This window comes from Legionella sp. km535 (genome assembly GCF_003990085.1).
Lineage (GTDB): Bacteria > Pseudomonadota > Gammaproteobacteria > Legionellales > Legionellaceae > Legionella > Legionella moravica.
In genome coordinates this window covers 1-15,000 of the sequence record NZ_RZGU01000026.1, presented here as the reverse complement: position 1 = coordinate 15,000, position 15,000 = coordinate 1, and the positions used below count along the sequence as shown (strand labels likewise).

The window sequence follows — 15,000 nt, the reverse complement described above, 5'->3', positions numbered from 1 at the left end:
TGAGAAACGGCCTAGAACAGCCTAGTGCTGCCACAGCCATGCCACAGTTTATGACACAGTGATTATGTGCATGAGTCAACATAGTCACATCAAACAATAAAACCATAATGAGTTCCATTAGGAAGCTCTTCATCAAGGCGTAGCTTCCCTCCAGTCGCCTCAATGTAATGTTTGAGAGACGAAAGTTTCAAATTTCTACCACGTTTTTCCATTTCAGCTACTATCGGCTACTTAATTCCTAGAGCCGGCAGGAGTATGAGATCACAAGAAAGAATAATTGGTTCTCTTTGTTACTCTTGCTGTTGGAGCATAACTACTCCTGCTCAACGGGATAACCAAACATTGCCCACTCCATGATTCCGCCATCTACTGAATAAACGTCCTGATAGCCTATATCCATAAGACATTGAGCCGCATATAACGATCGAACTCCGCCTCGGCAATGCAAATAAACCGGTTTTGATTTATCTGTTATTGAATCGTTTATTTTTACAGAGATTTCATCTTTGGGAATGTGAAGCGCTCCAGGGATTCGCATATCACGCCATTCATTAATCTCACGTACATCAATTAAGCATAAATCTGGATGAGCATCCATTCTATTTTTTAACTCATGAACATCTATAGTTTTAATATCATGCTTTGTCATAACGAATTTCTCTCATTGACGGTCTGGTTAATGTTGAATGATGAAGCAGCCAGTAAATTGTCGCAGTCAATACTCCACCGATTAAAGTAGCGAATGCCCAGGTTGGTGCAGATACTAAAACCGGTTTTTGTCCTAGTCGGTATAAATTACCAGCATCTCGTGCTACGGCACCTGCAAAAATAATATGTAACATTCCATTGATTAAAGCAATCAGGTAAAAAAAGGTTTCAAGTTGGGTACTGAATTGTTTTGCCAGTTCAGCAATCATAAATCAGGTTCCTTTCATATGTATTGATTGCCTCCATGATAACAGAAAAATGGCAGAAATGACTAAAACAACGGCCACACTTTGCATAGGGGAAGGCGTTTCTCCAAAAATGAGATAACCCCAAAATAAGCCAGTCAAGGCAACGACGCCACCTGTCAGGCTATAAAATACAGGGCCAGCTAAACGAATAAGCGTGAAAAAAAGTAAGTAACCCAGGCTGGATAAGATAATTTCCAGAACGATAATTTGTTTTACAAAAGTAAATGGTCCAGAAAGAGGATAAAATGCCCCTTGGGATACCACAAGAGGGATTAGCAGAAGCGAGGCCGCCAGGAGCATGCCACTTGCCGCTTGCAGGGTGTTTATTCCTTTGGGTTGTTTTATACCGATGTATATAGAGCAAACAGCAAATCCTAGTGGACTTAACAGGGCTAATAATGTCCAACCTGAATACAAACCTGCGGTATTGATACCTATGATAAAGAGTATTCCTGTCATGCCAAGTAATAAAGCAAACAAACGCCATCCATCCAATTTCTCCTGGCCTGTCAGAAGGGCCAATGGATATACAAGAAGCGGTACGGTGTTCACAAGTACTGCCAATAATCCTGCAGGGATATGACTGGCTATGAAATACATATTGGTATTTGGAATGGTTATTCCTATTAATCCACACATTAAAAAATAGGGGTAGTATGAGCGGTGAAACAGATTAGCTTTTTGCGTGGCAAGGCAAATGCAGGTTAACAATACAGCGGGACCTAATGATTGCCAGAATGCATACCCAAGAGGAGATACCCCGTTCGTCATGGCAAATTTAGCTAACGAATATCCTGAACCCCAGATAAAACCTAAAATGATGAGAAGGAGGAGTGATTTTAAGGTATTTAATTTATCCATAAACGGGTATGTTCATCAAGAATGTGAAAACTTGAATTATGACATTCAAGTGCTGAATGAATCAATCCTCAGGATTTTTATGTGTTTTTTGTTTGGGCCAGATAGTGACAGTGTGCTTATAATTTCTCCTTAACCCAGATGGCTAAAGGCTAAGCGGGATATAAAATACCTGGTTCGTGATAGGGCGTTTTGACTAACCCTAATGTGACCTTGCGGCATTTTCGAATCAGTTTAACCCCCTCTGATTATTTGACTATAATTTGGAGAATTGAGCCAGGAGTTCGTGTGTTGAATAGATGACTTTATCTTTTATTTTATCATTAACATAGGGTAACATCAGGTCATTCCCACATTTAGAGAACACGCATGAACGCTAATGACATACCGGTACCCCATCTGACTACTGCTCATTCGGGACCTTTATTTCATGTAGAAAAAATTCTGTTAAATCATGTTGCTCCAATCGAAGCATGGTTCAGGCAAAAATGGAAGGAAACTCCTGCCCCTTTAACATCATCTGTAGACTTGCGGCATGCGGGATTTAAACTGGCACCAGTAGATACTAATTTATTCCCGGCTGGATTTAATAATCTGAATCCAGACTTTCTTCCTCTATGCGTCCAGGCTGCTCAATCGGTGTTAATTGAGTATATTCCGGATTGCACTAAAATTCTGATTTTACCGGAGAGCCACACTCGTAATAAGTTTTATTTACAAAGTTTAAATGTACTTCGTACTATCTTTACAAAAGCAGGATTTATAGTTCGTATTGGAAGCCTGGATCCCGAAATAACAAATCCCACGGAAGTATTGCTTGAAAATGGTGAGAGTTTACTCATTGAGCCGTTGCGAAGACAAGATAACCGAGTAGGGCTGGATGACTTTAATCCTTGTTTCTTATTGTTAAATAATGATTTGTCTTCAGGTGTTCCTGAGCTATTGGTCGGATTAGAGCAACGAATACGACCCACCGCTAAATTGGGTTGGGCATCCCGCTTGAAATCAAGCCATTTTCAATTTTTTGATGAAGTTGCCAAGGAATTCGCTGAGCTGGTAGATATTGATTCCTGGCTAATTAACCCCTATTTCAGTGCCATTGATGGAGTCGATTTTATGGCGCAGGAAGGAATTGAGCAATTAGCTCAAGAGGTCGAAAAAATTCTTGGTTTGATAGCTGATAAGTATGCTGTTTATGGAATTGCAGAAAAGCCGTTTGTTGTCGTTAAGGCAGATAATGGAACTTATGGCATGAGTGTTATGATGGTCCACGATGCCAATGAAATCAGACAGTTAAATAGAAAACAACGTACCAAAATGTCCAGTAGCAAAGGAAGTCGAAAGGTTGAGAGAGTGATTATTCAGGAAGGGGTCTACACCTTTGAAACCATGCCGAATGGAGCAGTAGCTGAGCCTGTTGTCTATATGATTGGTCAATTTGTTGTTGGTGGATTCTACAGAGTTCATCAGGGGAGAGGAATTGATGAAAATTTGAATGCTCCAGGAATGCATTTCGAACCATTGGCTTTTGCTCAAGCGTGCAATATGCCCTGTGATGAATTGGAAGTGGTTGATTGTCCTAATCGCTTTTATGTTTATGGGGTGATTGCTCGTTTGGCAGCTTTGGCCGCTGCCCGAGAAATCAGGGCTATCGGAGGTGAATAATGAAAGTCGCAGTTTTAATGGATCCGTTACATTGTTTGAAACCCTATAAAGACACTACTATTGCAATGATATCCAGTGCTAAAGCAATGGGTTGGTCTTGTGTTTATTTTACTCAAGAAGATTTGTTTTGCAGTGCGGGTCATTCCTATGCGCGAGTTCATGAGATCAATATTGGTGATTTACACAGTTCTGAATGGGCTGAAGTAAACGATCTGGGGGAAAAACCCTTGAGTGATTTTGATATGATACTCATGCGCAAAGATCCTCCCTTTGATATTGAGTACATTTATACCACTTATGCTTTGGAGCTTGCCGAGCGAGATGGCGTTTTGGTGGCAAACAAGCCTCAAAGTTTACGTGATGCTAATGAAAAGTTTTTTACTTTGAATTTTCCTCAGTGTTGTCCCCTTACCCTGGTATCAAGAGACATCAAGCGATTAAAAGCCTTTTGGCGAGAGCATAAAAATGTAATTTTCAAACCATTGGAAGGCATGGGGGGAAGTTCAGTCTTTCATGTGGATGAGCAGGGAAGAAATTTATCGGTTATTCTTGAAGTATTAACTAAAGGTGAAACCAAGTGCATTATGGCACAACGCTATATCCCTGAAATTGCTGTTACAGGAGACAAGCGAATTCTTGTGATTCATGGTGAGCCAGTACCCTATGCCTTGGCGCGAATTCCTGCGCAAGGGGAGTTACGAGGTAATTTGGCAGCCGGAGCCAGGGGAGAAGTTGTTCCCATCACAGAAAGAGATCGATGGATATGCGAACAAATTGGTCCTGTGCTAAAAGATAAAGGATTGTACTTTGTTGGTATTGATGTGATCGGTGATTATTTGACTGAAATTAATGTGACCAGTCCTACCTGTTTAAGAGAAATTTCAGAGGAAACAGGATTGGATATAGCAGGTGATTTTCTTCGCGGTCTTGAGAAAATTCGCCAGCAATAAAAGCTGAAACTGAGGGAATTGTTGTTAGGGGCTGTTGATATTTTATCTAATTACTTCGACTTGCCGCGCTTTATGGCTGAGAGATGGTCACAAATAGTGACCATCTCTCAGGCTCAAGGTGGGGAATCATGCAACAAAATGGCATCAAGCCGATTTTAATAAATTATTCATCAACATAATCGTTAGCTGCGGCTGATTGATCTGCCTGGACGTCTTGAGCATAGAGTGAACCATTATCTTGCTCCGCTCCGGTTATAAGATAACTTCTATGCTGTAAGTAGGCATCACGAATAAACGAATATTGATCTAATGCCTCATTCATTAGCCGTTCAGTTTCAAAGAGTTGTGAGCGTAAATCAACATACCTTAAACCGATTAGACCAAAGGCGAGAGCATCATTTTTCATATAAACGTAGGGACTCCACAGGGCAAATTGGAACAGCCAGCCCGAACCATCTCTAATGGTGCTTGGTCCTATAAAGGGGATGACAATATAGGGGGATTTTTTATCACCCCATTTTGCAAAAGTAAGCCCTAAATCATTATAGTGAGGAGGAAGACCAAATTTATTCGCCACATCGAAAATACCAGCAACTCCAATGGTCGAGTTAATGGCAAAACGCCAGGAGTCTCTTATTGCCCATTTTCCTTTAGCTTGCAAAATATCGTTCGCGATCGTGGGCAGCATGTCAAGGTTATTAAATGCATTATTAACTCCTTTGCGCACTACAGCAGGAACAACCGCAACATAGAGTCGTGTAGGCGGCTTTAACATGGTTGCATCAAAAGCCATATTAAAGTTATGAACTTTGCGATTAAATGGTTCATATGGGTCTATGGGATTAGTCCCTTTATGAGCACATCCTGTTAACACTAAAGAACTTACCATAGTTGCAAATGTTACAATTAAGCGCATAATTTATTCTAATTTTTTAGATACTTAGAACGATGTTACACCAGTTTATGCTTCTTGCAAACAGCTCTTACAATAAGAAATTTGCTGCAAATTAAAGAGGGGTAGATCAGGATAATCCATTTGAGTTTGAATGAAGAAGTATCCTGATGAGATTTAAAATTGCATCAAAAAAGTAACTGGCCCATCGTTACACAAATGGACTTGCATGTTGGCTCCAAAACTTCCGCATTGTGTTTTGGGATGTGCTTGATGTGCCATGCTTAATAATTTATCGAAGAGTTGTCGTCCGAGTTCAGGCGGCGCTGCTTTTGAAAAACTAGGTCGGAGGCCTTTTTGAGTATCCGCCATTAAAGTAAATTGCGGCACGAGCAAAAGACCGCCATCAATTTCCTTCAGGCTTAAATTCATTTTGCCTTGACCATCATCAAAAATACGGTAGTTGATGCACTTATCGATCATTCGAGCCAACCGTTGCTCTGTATCATCAGGCTCAAATCCACACAGGATCATTAACCCTTGATTAATCGACCCTACCGTAGTGTCATTAATGTCAACCCGCGCTTCAGTAACACGCTGAATCACAGTTAACATGCATCTAATCCTTGTTTTGAAATCTCTTTAGTCGCGTAAATTATTGCATCAATTATTCCCGATTCTCTGTCGGAGTGCCCGGCATCGCGCACAATTCTAAGATTTGATGCAGGTATTGCCTGATGAAGTTCCCACGCTCCGGCTAATGGGCTGACCAGATCAAATCGACCGTGGACGATATAGGTTGGTATATGCCTTATTTTATGCACCTGATCCATAACCTGGTTTTCTTCAATAAAATAACGATTATTGATGAAATGGGATTCCAGTGTCGCAAGTGCAAGAGCAAAATGAGGATCGCTGTATTGATCGATGACATAAAGATGGGGTTGCAAACTACTGCATCGTGCTTGCCAAAGCGCCCAGTTTTTTGCAGCACTCATTCGAATAAGATCGTTAGATCCTTGCAGGCAATCTGCATAAAATTGGGGAATATCGTGGCGCTTGTTCTCTGGAACCAAACTGATAAATTCTTGCCAATAATCAGGGTACACCAGGCTGGCACCCTGTTTATAGAACCAGTCAATGTCGTTTTGTCTGCCTAAAAAGATTTGATGCAACAGCAACGCTTTAACTTGTTGGGGAAATTTTTGAGCATAGAGTAACGCTAATAATGAGCCCCAGCCACCACCGAACAGTACAAACTCGGATAAGCCCAGAAAATCTCGGATTGCATCAATATCATCAAGCAGTAAGGATGTTGTATTGTCTTTAATTTCAAGATGAGGAGTAGAGCGCCCACAACCGCGTTGATCAAAGAGGATGATTCTATAACGTTGGGGATCAAAAAATCGTCTTAGATGAGGATCTGCTTCTGCACCAGGTCCAGGATGCAGGACAATGACTGGAATTCCTTCCGGATTCCCGGTTTCTTCAACATAGAGTACATGGGGTTTGCTTACTTTGACTTCATGTTGGGCATAAGGTTTAATTGCTGGATAGAGGGAATGCATATTAGTCCTTTATAATTTTTTCTATAGTATACTTTAATTAACTGCAATACAGAAATCACAATATTTTGCGCTCTGTATAGGTTTAAAGCAATACCAGCGTTATCTGAATTTTATGCCAGAGACTTGAATAATCCCTTTGTCTTTATGAGTTAAATTGAAGATAATGCTCCATCTCTGTTCGATTGGAATCTATTTATGAGCATGACAGCACTTCTTAAGGGCTTGAATGAACGCCAATGTGAAGCGGTTACCGCTCCTTTAAATAATATGTTGGTTCTGGCTGGTGCCGGAAGTGGTAAAACTCGAGTATTAGTCAGCCGAATTGCCTGGTTAATCGAAAAAGAACAGCTTTCACCTCATGGAATCCTGGCTGTAACGTTTACCAATAAGGCCGCCGGTGAAATGCGCTCACGATTAAGCAGTATGCTGAATACTCCGGTGATGGGACTCTGGGTTGGAACATTTCATGGTTTATGCCACCGTTTACTGCGTCGCCATTATAAGGAAGCGCGTTTACCCGAGCAGTTCCATATTCTGGACTCAGAAGATCAGGCTCGCGTTATTAAAAGAGTCATCGCGTCTTTAAATCTGGATCCCGATCGCTGGCCGGTAAAGCAAGCCCAATCCTTTATTAATGGCAGAAAAGATGAAGGCATCAGGCCTCAGCATGTTAATGCTTTATCTTATGGGCCAACAAAAACACTGGTAGCGATTTACAGTGCTTATGAGCAAGCCTGTCAAACAGCCGGTGTCATTGATTTTGCCGAACTATTATTACGAACCCACGAATTATTGAGGGATAATCCGGAAATTCTGGCGCATTATCGACAGCGATTTCAGGCGATTCTGGTTGATGAGTTTCAGGATACCAACACTATCCAGTATGCCTGGATTCGTTTACTTGCTGGAGAACATACTCCTGTATTGGCAGTAGGGGATGATGATCAGTCTATTTATGGTTGGCGTGGTGCAAAAGTTGAGAACATTCAAAAGTTTTCTACTGATTTTAAAGATACCCACATCATCAGATTAGAGCAAAACTATCGTTCAACAGCGACTATTCTTGAAGCAGCCAATGCATTAATCACCAATAACAACTCACGTATGGGTAAAGATTTGTGGACCGCAGGAAACACCGGTGAAAAAATAATTGTCTACAGTGCTTTTAATGAATTGGAAGAAGCGCGTTTTGTTGCAGAACGGATTATGATGGAGATTAATCAGGGTGGCAGTGCAGATGAAATTGCAATACTGTATCGCTCCAATGCTCAATCACGAGTGTTAGAAGAAGCGTTATTACGTGCTGGAATTGCCTACCGAATTTATGGAGGGGTTCGTTTCTTTGACAGGGCAGAGGTCAAAGATACTCTAGCTTATTTGCGTTTGTTGGTGAATGCGAATGATGACACTGCATTTGAGCGGGTTGTTAATTTCCCTACTCGCGGAATTGGTGAAAAAACTTTGGAAGATCTACGAGCTCATGCCAAAGCAGAGCAGTGCTCCTTATGGAATGCTGCGAAAAATCTGCTGCAATCAGGTGAAATGACGCAGCGTTCGGGTTCATCACTACTGCGTTTTATAGAACTTATCGAACAATTGCAGATAAAGACAGTAGCTATGGAGCTGGATGAACAGCTCTCTGAGGTGATTCAAAAAAGTGGACTCTACGCCCACTTCAGTAAAATTAAAGGAGATAAATCCGAGTCACGTCTGGATAACCTGCAGGAATTAATCAACGCGGCCAAACAATTCCGTTACGAACAAGACGAAGAAGACGAACTTCCCCTGGTCAATGCATTCCTGGCCCATGCTTCACTTGAAGCAGGTGAGATGCAGGCTGAGGAACATGAGCGCTATGTTCACTTAATGACCTTGCATGCCGCTAAAGGTCTGGAATTTCCGGTTGTATTTTTGGTTGGCCTGGAGGAAGGGGTATTTCCTGGAAAGCAATCTCTTGAAGAGCCCGGACGTCTCGAAGAAGAGCGTCGACTCTGTTATGTGGGGATGACTCGAGCCATGCGCAAACTGATCTTGTCCTACGCGGAAGTAAGGCGGCAATATGGGCGAGAGGAATATCATCGACCGTCACGATTCTTACGAGAATTACCTGAGCAACTGCTTGATCAGGTTCGTGTCAAGGCACGGTATAGTCCGGTGTCAAGTTCTCGAAGTCAAATTCCTTCAGCACCTGAATCTTCAGGAATACCGATGGGACAAAATGTAGTCCATGCAAAATTTGGGCAAGGTGTTGTTCTTGCAGTGGAGGGAAGTGGTGCGCACACCCGTGTTCAGGTTAAATTTAGCGAACATGGGGTAAAATGGCTGGTTTTGGCCTATGCTAATTTAACGGTTGTTGATGAGTGTTCTCATTTTTAAAGAACCGCTAAGGTGCAGGTTAGTGATAAGAGCATTAGTCTTTGTAAGTAATCGGTATTTAATATTGAATTTTTCTTTAGTCGGTGCTAGGGTGCGACTGGCTAAAGAAACTGGATTCAATTAAAATTCAGTCCGGTAGTGAATCGACTCTGAGTACGCTGCCGATATTAACTTAAATTATTAGTTAACCATTAATAAGGGGAATTGTGTGAAATTTTCAAAATTTTTAACTGCAGGAGCGCTGGCAACTACTTTAGTATCACCCATGACTATGGCCGCTGATGCTACAACTACCCCTATGTCTGATGCTCAAAAAAAAGAAATTGAAAAATTGGTTCATGATTATTTGATCAGTAACCCAGAGGTACTGTTGGAAGCTTCTCAAGCATTACAACAAAAGCAACAACAGAATATGCAACAGCAAGCACAGTCTGCGATTTTAGAAAATGCAGATCAACTGTTCCAGGGTAAACTGACCACAGTGGGTAATGCCAAGGGTGCTGTCAGCATAGTCGAGTTTTTCGATTATCAATGCATTCACTGCAAAAAAATGTCCCCAATTATCGATAGTTTAGTTAAAAAAGACTCTGGTTTACGAGTTATTTACAAAGAATTCCCTATATTTGGCAAAAGCTCTGAAATGGCTTCAAGAGTAGCTCTTGCTGCCGGTATGCAAGGCAAGTACCAGCAGATGCATGAAGCTTTATTGAAAATTGAAAAACGTCTTGATGATCAAAATGTTATGGATGCTGCCAAGTCATTAGGTTTGAATATGGATAAACTCAAGAAAGATATGGACAGTAAGGAAGTTACTGATATTCTTGAAGCGAATCGTCAATTGGCAGAAAAACTGCATTTGATGGGAACACCAGCATTTATCGTTGCCTCCACTCCTGATGGCAAATTTAAATCAGGTACTGAGCCTTCATTTATTCCAGGCGCAGCAAGTGAAGAGTCATTGCAGGAACTGATTAAGAAAGCTGCTGGAAACTAGAGTAATTCAGTGATTCAATCGTAAAGAATTATAAGAAGTCACATTCTGTTGAGACTATGTAATGCATAGTCTCAATATATTTAATTCGGGTTGATGATGGCTTATTATCCAGCAATACGATCACTTGAGGAGTTATTTAAAACTTCCTAATTGTAAATTTTGAGACTTTCATGACAAAACCAACTACATTTCAAGAAATCATATTAACACTGCAGCAGTATTGGGCTGCTCAAGGTTGTGTTCTTTTACAACCTCTGGATATGGAAGTTGGTGCAGGTACTTTTCATCCTGCCACCTTTTTAAGGGCTATTGGTCCTGAGCCTTGGTCGGCTGCTTATGTGCAACCCTCCAGAAGACCTACTGATGGACGTTATGGAGAAAATCCCAATAGAGTTCAGCATTACTATCAATTTCAAGTAGTACTCAAACCCTCTCCTTTGGACATTCAGGACAAATACCTGGATTCATTGCGTGCTTTGGGTGTTGATCCATTGGTGGATGACATTCGTTTCGTTGAGGATAACTGGGAATCTCCTACGCTGGGCGCATGGGGTTTAGGCTGGGAAGTCTGGCAAAATGGCATGGAAGTATCACAGTTTACCTATTTTCAGCAGGTAGGTGGTTTGGCGTGTAAACCCGTTACCGGGGAATTAACCTACGGGCTGGAACGAATTTCAATGTTTGTTTTGGGTGTTGATAATTTGTTTGAATTACCCTGGTGTAAAAATTCACAGGGAATTGTCACTTATGGTGATGTATTTCACCAAAATGAAGTTGAAATGTCGGCATATAATTTTGAACATGCCAATGTTGATGAATTATTTAAACAGTTTGATTATTACGAAAGTGAGGCGCAAAAACTGATTTCTCTGCAGCTGCCCTTGCCTGCTTATGAAATGGTAATGAAAGCATCACATTCATTTAATTTACTGGATGCACGTAAAGCAATATCCGTTACTGAACGTCAACGTTTTATTCTTCGTGTAAGACAGCTTTCCAGAGCAGTGGCTCAAGCTTATTATCAAGCTCGAGAGGCTTTAGGCTTCCCTATGCAAAAGGTGTGTGATGGTCAATGATTTTATTTTTGAATTAGGGTGTGAAGAGTTACCCTCCGCTGCAGTCTGGCCTTTGGCTGATGAGTTTGCTAATCAATTACTCGCGGCATTAGATAAGGCCCAATTAAGTTATGGGGAAGTGAAACGATTCGCGACACCCAGACGATTAGCTGTTTTAATTCGGGACTTACAATCAGAGCAAAAAAGTCAGACGGTGACCCGTAAAGGCCCCGCTGCAATTGCCGCATATGATAAAGAGGGTAATCCTACTCCTGCATTAACAGGCTTTGCCAAATCCTGCGGAGTGCCTGTGGAAGCATTGACCCGAATCCAGACTGATAAGGGAGACTGGATGGTTTGTGAGATCCAAAACGCTGGCGCACAAACAAAGACGTTATTGCCTGCCATGGTTGTGCAATCCATAGCTTCGCTCTCTATTGCCAAGCCCATGCGTTGGGGTGATGGTGATGAAGAATTTGCCAGACCTGTTCATTGGGCGGTTATGCTCTATGGCGACGAAGTGATTGAACAGGAGATTCTTGGCGTTAAATCTGGACGAGAAAGCAGGGGACATCGATTTCATCATCCGCAAAAAATAAAAATAGTCTCTGCTGATCGCTATGAAGAGCAATTACGTGAGGCCTTTGTTGTTGCCGATTTTGCAACACGTCGTAAAATGATTGAAGAACAGGTGGGGCAATTGGCTGAATCCTTAAATGCCAGTGCCATTATGCCTGATGATCTGGTTAATGAAGTCACTTCTATAGTTGAGTGGCCTCAGGCATTAATTGCCAATTTTGAGAAAGAATTTCTGGATGTTCCTGCAGAAGCCTTGATCGCTTCCATGCAATCGCATCAAAAATGTTTTGCTTTGAATGATCAACAAGGCGCATTGTTACCTCATTTCATCACTGTAGCAAATATAGCCAGTGCTAATCCTGAGCAGGTCATAGCAGGTAATGAAAAAGTAATGCGTGCCCGATTAAGCGACGCGGCATTCTTTTTTAGACAGGATAAAAAGCAGTCTCTAAGTGAGCACATACCATCAACAGAACAAGTAGTTTTTCAAATCAAACTTGGAAGTTTGCATGATAAAGCATTGCGCGTTAAATCGTTAATGCATCATTTAAGTCATGCGCTTCAATTATCTACCAAACAAGCAGAACGTGCTGCTGTATTGAGTAAATGCGATTTGATGACAGGGATGGTGGGAGAATTTCCCGAGTTACAGGGGTTGATGGGGTATTATTACGCATTAAATGATGGTGAAGACCTGAGTGTCGCACAAGCGTTGAATGAACAATACATGCCACGATTTGCAGCAGATAAGCTTCCTGAATCTGCTTTAGGTATGACACTTTCATTGGCAGACAGAATCGATACCTTAGTGGGTATTTTTGCTATAGGTCAAAAACCTACTGGAGTGAAAGATCCATTTAAATTGCGGCGTCATGCTTTAGCCGTGGTTCGTATTTTAATAGCAACACCTTCACCTCTTAATTTATCGACCTTGATTGATGAAGCTACAGCAAACTATGGTGAGACAGTGACTATGGATCAGGCTGCTGTTCTTGAGTTAAAGACGTTCATTCTTGAGAGGCTTCAATCTTACTATCAAGGCCAAGGGGTGAGCTCTGATCTGGTTCAGGCCGTACGTGCTCGACAGGACGACTGGCTTTATGATCTGGATTTGCGGTTAAATGCACTAAAACTCTTTATTAGCTTACCTGAAGCTGCATCACTTTCAGCGGCCTGTAAACGGGTTAATAATTTATTGGCTCACGCAGATACAAGAGATCTGGAAGGGGATATTAACGCGGATATTATAGAAGAAGGAGCTGAACAAGCACTTTATACTCACATAAATGCTGTTAAAGAATCTGTTGATTCTCTATATCGCGATGCCAATTACGGATTATTACTCAAGCAGCTAGCCCATTTGAAAGAGCCAGTTGATGCCTTTTTTGATAATGTGATGGTTATGGTTGATGATAAGGCTATAAAAAAGAACCGGTTGGCATTGTTATCCCAATTAAACGATTTATTACAGGGCGTTGCTGATATTTCAATGTTACAGTTGTCATGACTCAATTAATCTTACTGGATCGTGACGGGATAATAAACCAGGACTCTCTACACTATATTAAAAGTGTAGAGGAGTTTATTCTTATTCCTGAAAGCATTCAGGCAATTGCTCAATTGACTAAAGCGGGATACACCATTGGCGTGGCTACCAATCAGTCCGGTGTTTCCAGAGGCTTTTACACAGAAGATGAGCTGGCAGCGATACATTTGAAGATGATACAGACAATTGAGTCGGTTGGGGGGCGAATTGATGCAATTGACTATTGTATTCATCTCCCATCAGAGCACTGTTTTTGTCGAAAACCAAAACCTGGCATGTTACTCAATTTAGCGAAGAAGTTTAGTTGCTCTCTTAATAGTGTACCTTTTGTCGGGGATCGTGTATCGGATATTGAGGCTGCCTATGCGGCTGGTGCCAGTCCAGTTATGGTGTTGTCATCTATGACTGATCTCGCTGGATTAAAAGCTTATCCTGAGGTGCCTGTTTATCAGTCCCTCGCACATTATGTCGATCATTTATTGTCGCAATCATGAACTTTATAACATCAGTAGGATATGAGTGCGATGAATTGCGGGACAAAGCAGAACTCCTGGCAAAACAACTTGATTTTATCCTTGATAAAGACGCCTCTAGCTGTTTGTACCTCACTTCAAGTAAGTTGACTTTGAAAATACCTGGTTTCTCACTTTTATCAGCAGATTTTACTGCCTTAACCTGGAGTAAGCGTCGATCAGAAGGAAAAAAACAAGGTTTGATTCGTGCATGCAAACCAGCACCGGGGGTTAAAATTTTTGATGCAACAGCAGGGTGGGGACGAGATGCTGCGATTTTAGCCAGTTTTGGCGCACAGGTTGTCATGTTGGAGCGTAATCCTCTAATGGCTTCTTTATTATCCGATGCAATCGGCCATCAGGATGAATCGGACAAACACAAATTAAATGTTTCTCTTCATGCTGGTGATGCCCGTTCCTATTTGATAAGTCTTGCTGACACTGAGTATCCTGATGTTGTCTATATTGATCCCATGCACCCACAACGAAGTAAATCTGCTTTGGTGAAAAAGGACATGCAGGTTTTACAGCAGATGATTGGTACTGATGAAGATGCATTGGACTTATTAACAACAGCGATATCACATGTGAAGCAAAGGGTCGTTGTAAAATGGCCTCAAAAAACGAAACCGTTGTTAGAGCCTGATAGTAGTTTTGAGGGTAAAACAGTCCGGTTTGATGTTTATTTAAAAAAATAAATTACTGCATTTCGAGTTTCCGCAGCTGTGACCCCGGAACCAGGAGTTGTAGCCTGCTTGTTTGCAAACAGGATCATAGTTTCTCATGTTTCTAAATCGAAGCTTATAGTTTGTGCATAAAATTCTGGTTGCAAGCAATTGTCTCTTGATCACATCTTGTCCACGACCAGCGGATTTGATCGCAGAACCAGGATGGCTGTGCTAAAACATGGGATCCCGCGGTCACAGCAGCGGGAATTCGCATGATATGTGAGTACATGCTGCATTTCGAAATCCCGCGGCGAAGACCGCGGGATCCATAAAGTAGAACCGGACTGGTTTGTGAAGATGTGTATAAGATTTAGTTGCAAG

General features: G+C 41.6%; 15 protein-coding genes. 8 read left to right on the top strand and 7 right to left on the bottom strand.

Going from position 1 to position 15,000, the window contains the following annotated elements; translation table 11 throughout:
• Nucleotides 1–89: 89 nt before the first annotated feature.
• From ELY21_RS15940 to ELY21_RS13440, 4 genes are all read right to left on the bottom strand, one after another.
• On the bottom strand, nt 90–212 hold the full coding sequence (locus ELY21_RS15940) for a hypothetical protein (RefSeq protein ID WP_255411190.1): 123 nt from the start codon (nt 210–212) through the stop codon (nt 90–92).
• Between the two features lie 101 nt (nt 213–313).
• Nucleotides 314–649, bottom strand: coding sequence for a rhodanese-like domain-containing protein (locus ELY21_RS13450; RefSeq protein ID WP_127110283.1), 336 nt, complete (start codon nt 647–649; stop codon nt 314–316).
• Entirely contained in the window at nt 636–917 is a 282-nt protein-coding gene (locus ELY21_RS13445) for a hypothetical protein (RefSeq protein ID WP_127110281.1), read from the bottom strand. Before ELY21_RS13445 ends, ELY21_RS13450 begins: the two co-directional genes overlap by 14 nt.
• Nucleotides 918–920: 3 nt before the next feature.
• Complete coding sequence (locus ELY21_RS13440; protein ID WP_127110279.1) at nt 921–1,817, bottom strand: DMT family transporter; 897 nt, start codon at nt 1,815–1,817, stop codon at nt 921–923.
• A gap of 366 nt (nt 1,818–2,183) precedes the next feature.
• On the opposite strand from ELY21_RS13440, the gene gshA reads away from it, so the two are divergent.
• A complete protein-coding gene (gshA, locus tag ELY21_RS13435) occupies nt 2,184–3,479 on the top strand; it encodes a glutamate--cysteine ligase (RefSeq protein WP_028383094.1) in 1,296 nt (431 codons plus the stop codon).
• Entirely contained in the window at nt 3,479–4,429 is a 951-nt protein-coding gene (gshB, locus tag ELY21_RS13430) for a glutathione synthase (RefSeq protein WP_199741721.1), read from the top strand. Before gshA ends, gshB begins: the two co-directional genes overlap by 1 nt.
• 163 nt (nt 4,430–4,592) lie before the next feature.
• Here the strand turns inward: gshB and ELY21_RS13425 are convergent, their stop codons facing one another.
• The 3 genes from ELY21_RS13425 to pip form a co-directional block, all read right to left on the bottom strand.
• Entirely contained in the window at nt 4,593–5,345 is a 753-nt protein-coding gene (locus ELY21_RS13425) for a VacJ family lipoprotein (protein ID WP_127110275.1), read from the bottom strand.
• Nucleotides 5,346–5,498: 153 nt separating this feature from the next.
• Nucleotides 5,499–5,936, bottom strand: coding sequence for a D-aminoacyl-tRNA deacylase (gene dtd / locus ELY21_RS13420; protein ID WP_127110273.1), 438 nt, complete (start codon nt 5,934–5,936; stop codon nt 5,499–5,501).
• Nucleotides 5,930–6,889: a prolyl aminopeptidase gene (gene pip / locus ELY21_RS13415; protein WP_127110271.1), complete on the bottom strand. Its 960-nt coding sequence runs from the start codon at nt 6,887–6,889 to the stop codon at nt 5,930–5,932. Before pip ends, dtd begins: the two co-directional genes overlap by 7 nt.
• 195 nt (nt 6,890–7,084) lie before the next feature.
• On the opposite strand from pip, the gene uvrD reads away from it, so the two are divergent.
• The 6 genes from uvrD to ELY21_RS13385 all read left to right on the top strand — a co-directional run bounded on the left by uvrD (nt 7,085) and on the right by ELY21_RS13385 (nt 14,649).
• Nucleotides 7,085–9,265 carry a DNA helicase II gene (gene uvrD / locus ELY21_RS13410; protein ID WP_127110269.1) on the top strand — a complete coding sequence of 727 codons (2,181 nt, stop codon included), beginning with the start codon at nt 7,085–7,087 and terminating at the stop codon, nt 9,263–9,265.
• Between the two features lie 208 nt (nt 9,266–9,473).
• Nucleotides 9,474–10,259 carry a DsbA family protein gene (locus tag ELY21_RS13405; protein ID WP_127110267.1) on the top strand — a complete coding sequence of 262 codons (786 nt, stop codon included), beginning with the start codon at nt 9,474–9,476 and terminating at the stop codon, nt 10,257–10,259.
• 170 nt (nt 10,260–10,429) lie between these two features.
• Nucleotides 10,430–11,335, top strand: a complete 906-nt coding sequence (gene glyQ / locus ELY21_RS13400) for a glycine--tRNA ligase subunit alpha (RefSeq protein ID WP_028383087.1) — start codon at nt 10,430–10,432, stop codon at nt 11,333–11,335.
• Entirely contained in the window at nt 11,325–13,400 is a 2,076-nt protein-coding gene (gene glyS / locus ELY21_RS13395) for a glycine--tRNA ligase subunit beta (RefSeq protein WP_127110265.1), read from the top strand. Before glyQ ends, glyS begins: the two co-directional genes overlap by 11 nt.
• A complete protein-coding gene (gene gmhB / locus ELY21_RS13390) occupies nt 13,397–13,933 on the top strand; it encodes a D-glycero-beta-D-manno-heptose 1,7-bisphosphate 7-phosphatase (protein WP_127110263.1) in 537 nt (178 codons plus the stop codon). Before glyS ends, gmhB begins: the two co-directional genes overlap by 4 nt.
• Nucleotides 13,930–14,649 (top strand): class I SAM-dependent methyltransferase, encoded by a 720-nt coding sequence (locus ELY21_RS13385; RefSeq protein WP_127110262.1) that lies wholly within the window; start codon nt 13,930–13,932, stop codon nt 14,647–14,649. The genes gmhB and ELY21_RS13385 overlap by 4 nt, the downstream gene beginning before the upstream one ends.
• Nucleotides 14,650–15,000: the final 351 nt, after the last annotated feature.

What these genes read in the sequence shown, in the direction of transcription:
- gshB (WP_199741721.1), top strand. Translation starts at nt 3,479, where the DNA reads ATGAAAGTCGCAGTTTTAATGGATCCGTTACATTGTTTGAAACCCTAT.
- glyQ (WP_028383087.1), top strand. Translation starts at nt 10,430, where the DNA reads ATGACAAAACCAACTACATTTCAAGAAATCATATTAACACTGCAGCAG.
- ELY21_RS15940 (WP_255411190.1), bottom strand. Translation starts at nt 212, where the DNA reads ATGGAAAAACGTGGTAGAAATTTGAAACTTTCGTCTCTCAAACATTAC.
- ELY21_RS13425 (WP_127110275.1), bottom strand. Translation starts at nt 5,345, where the DNA reads ATGCGCTTAATTGTAACATTTGCAACTATGGTAAGTTCTTTAGTGTTA.
- ELY21_RS13450 (WP_127110283.1), bottom strand. Translation starts at nt 649, where the DNA reads ATGACAAAGCATGATATTAAAACTATAGATGTTCATGAGTTAAAAAAT.
- gmhB (WP_127110263.1), top strand. Translation starts at nt 13,397, where the DNA reads ATGACTCAATTAATCTTACTGGATCGTGACGGGATAATAAACCAGGAC.
- ELY21_RS13385 (WP_127110262.1), top strand. Translation starts at nt 13,930, where the DNA reads ATGAACTTTATAACATCAGTAGGATATGAGTGCGATGAATTGCGGGAC.
- ELY21_RS13440 (WP_127110279.1), bottom strand. Translation starts at nt 1,817, where the DNA reads ATGGATAAATTAAATACCTTAAAATCACTCCTCCTTCTCATCATTTTA.
- uvrD (WP_127110269.1), top strand. Translation starts at nt 7,085, where the DNA reads ATGAGCATGACAGCACTTCTTAAGGGCTTGAATGAACGCCAATGTGAA.
- gshA (WP_028383094.1), top strand. Translation starts at nt 2,184, where the DNA reads ATGAACGCTAATGACATACCGGTACCCCATCTGACTACTGCTCATTCG.
- ELY21_RS13445 (WP_127110281.1), bottom strand. Translation starts at nt 917, where the DNA reads ATGATTGCTGAACTGGCAAAACAATTCAGTACCCAACTTGAAACCTTT.
- glyS (WP_127110265.1), top strand. Translation starts at nt 11,325, where the DNA reads ATGGTCAATGATTTTATTTTTGAATTAGGGTGTGAAGAGTTACCCTCC.
- pip (WP_127110271.1), bottom strand. Translation starts at nt 6,889, where the DNA reads ATGCATTCCCTCTATCCAGCAATTAAACCTTATGCCCAACATGAAGTC.
- dtd (WP_127110273.1), bottom strand. Translation starts at nt 5,936, where the DNA reads ATGTTAACTGTGATTCAGCGTGTTACTGAAGCGCGGGTTGACATTAAT.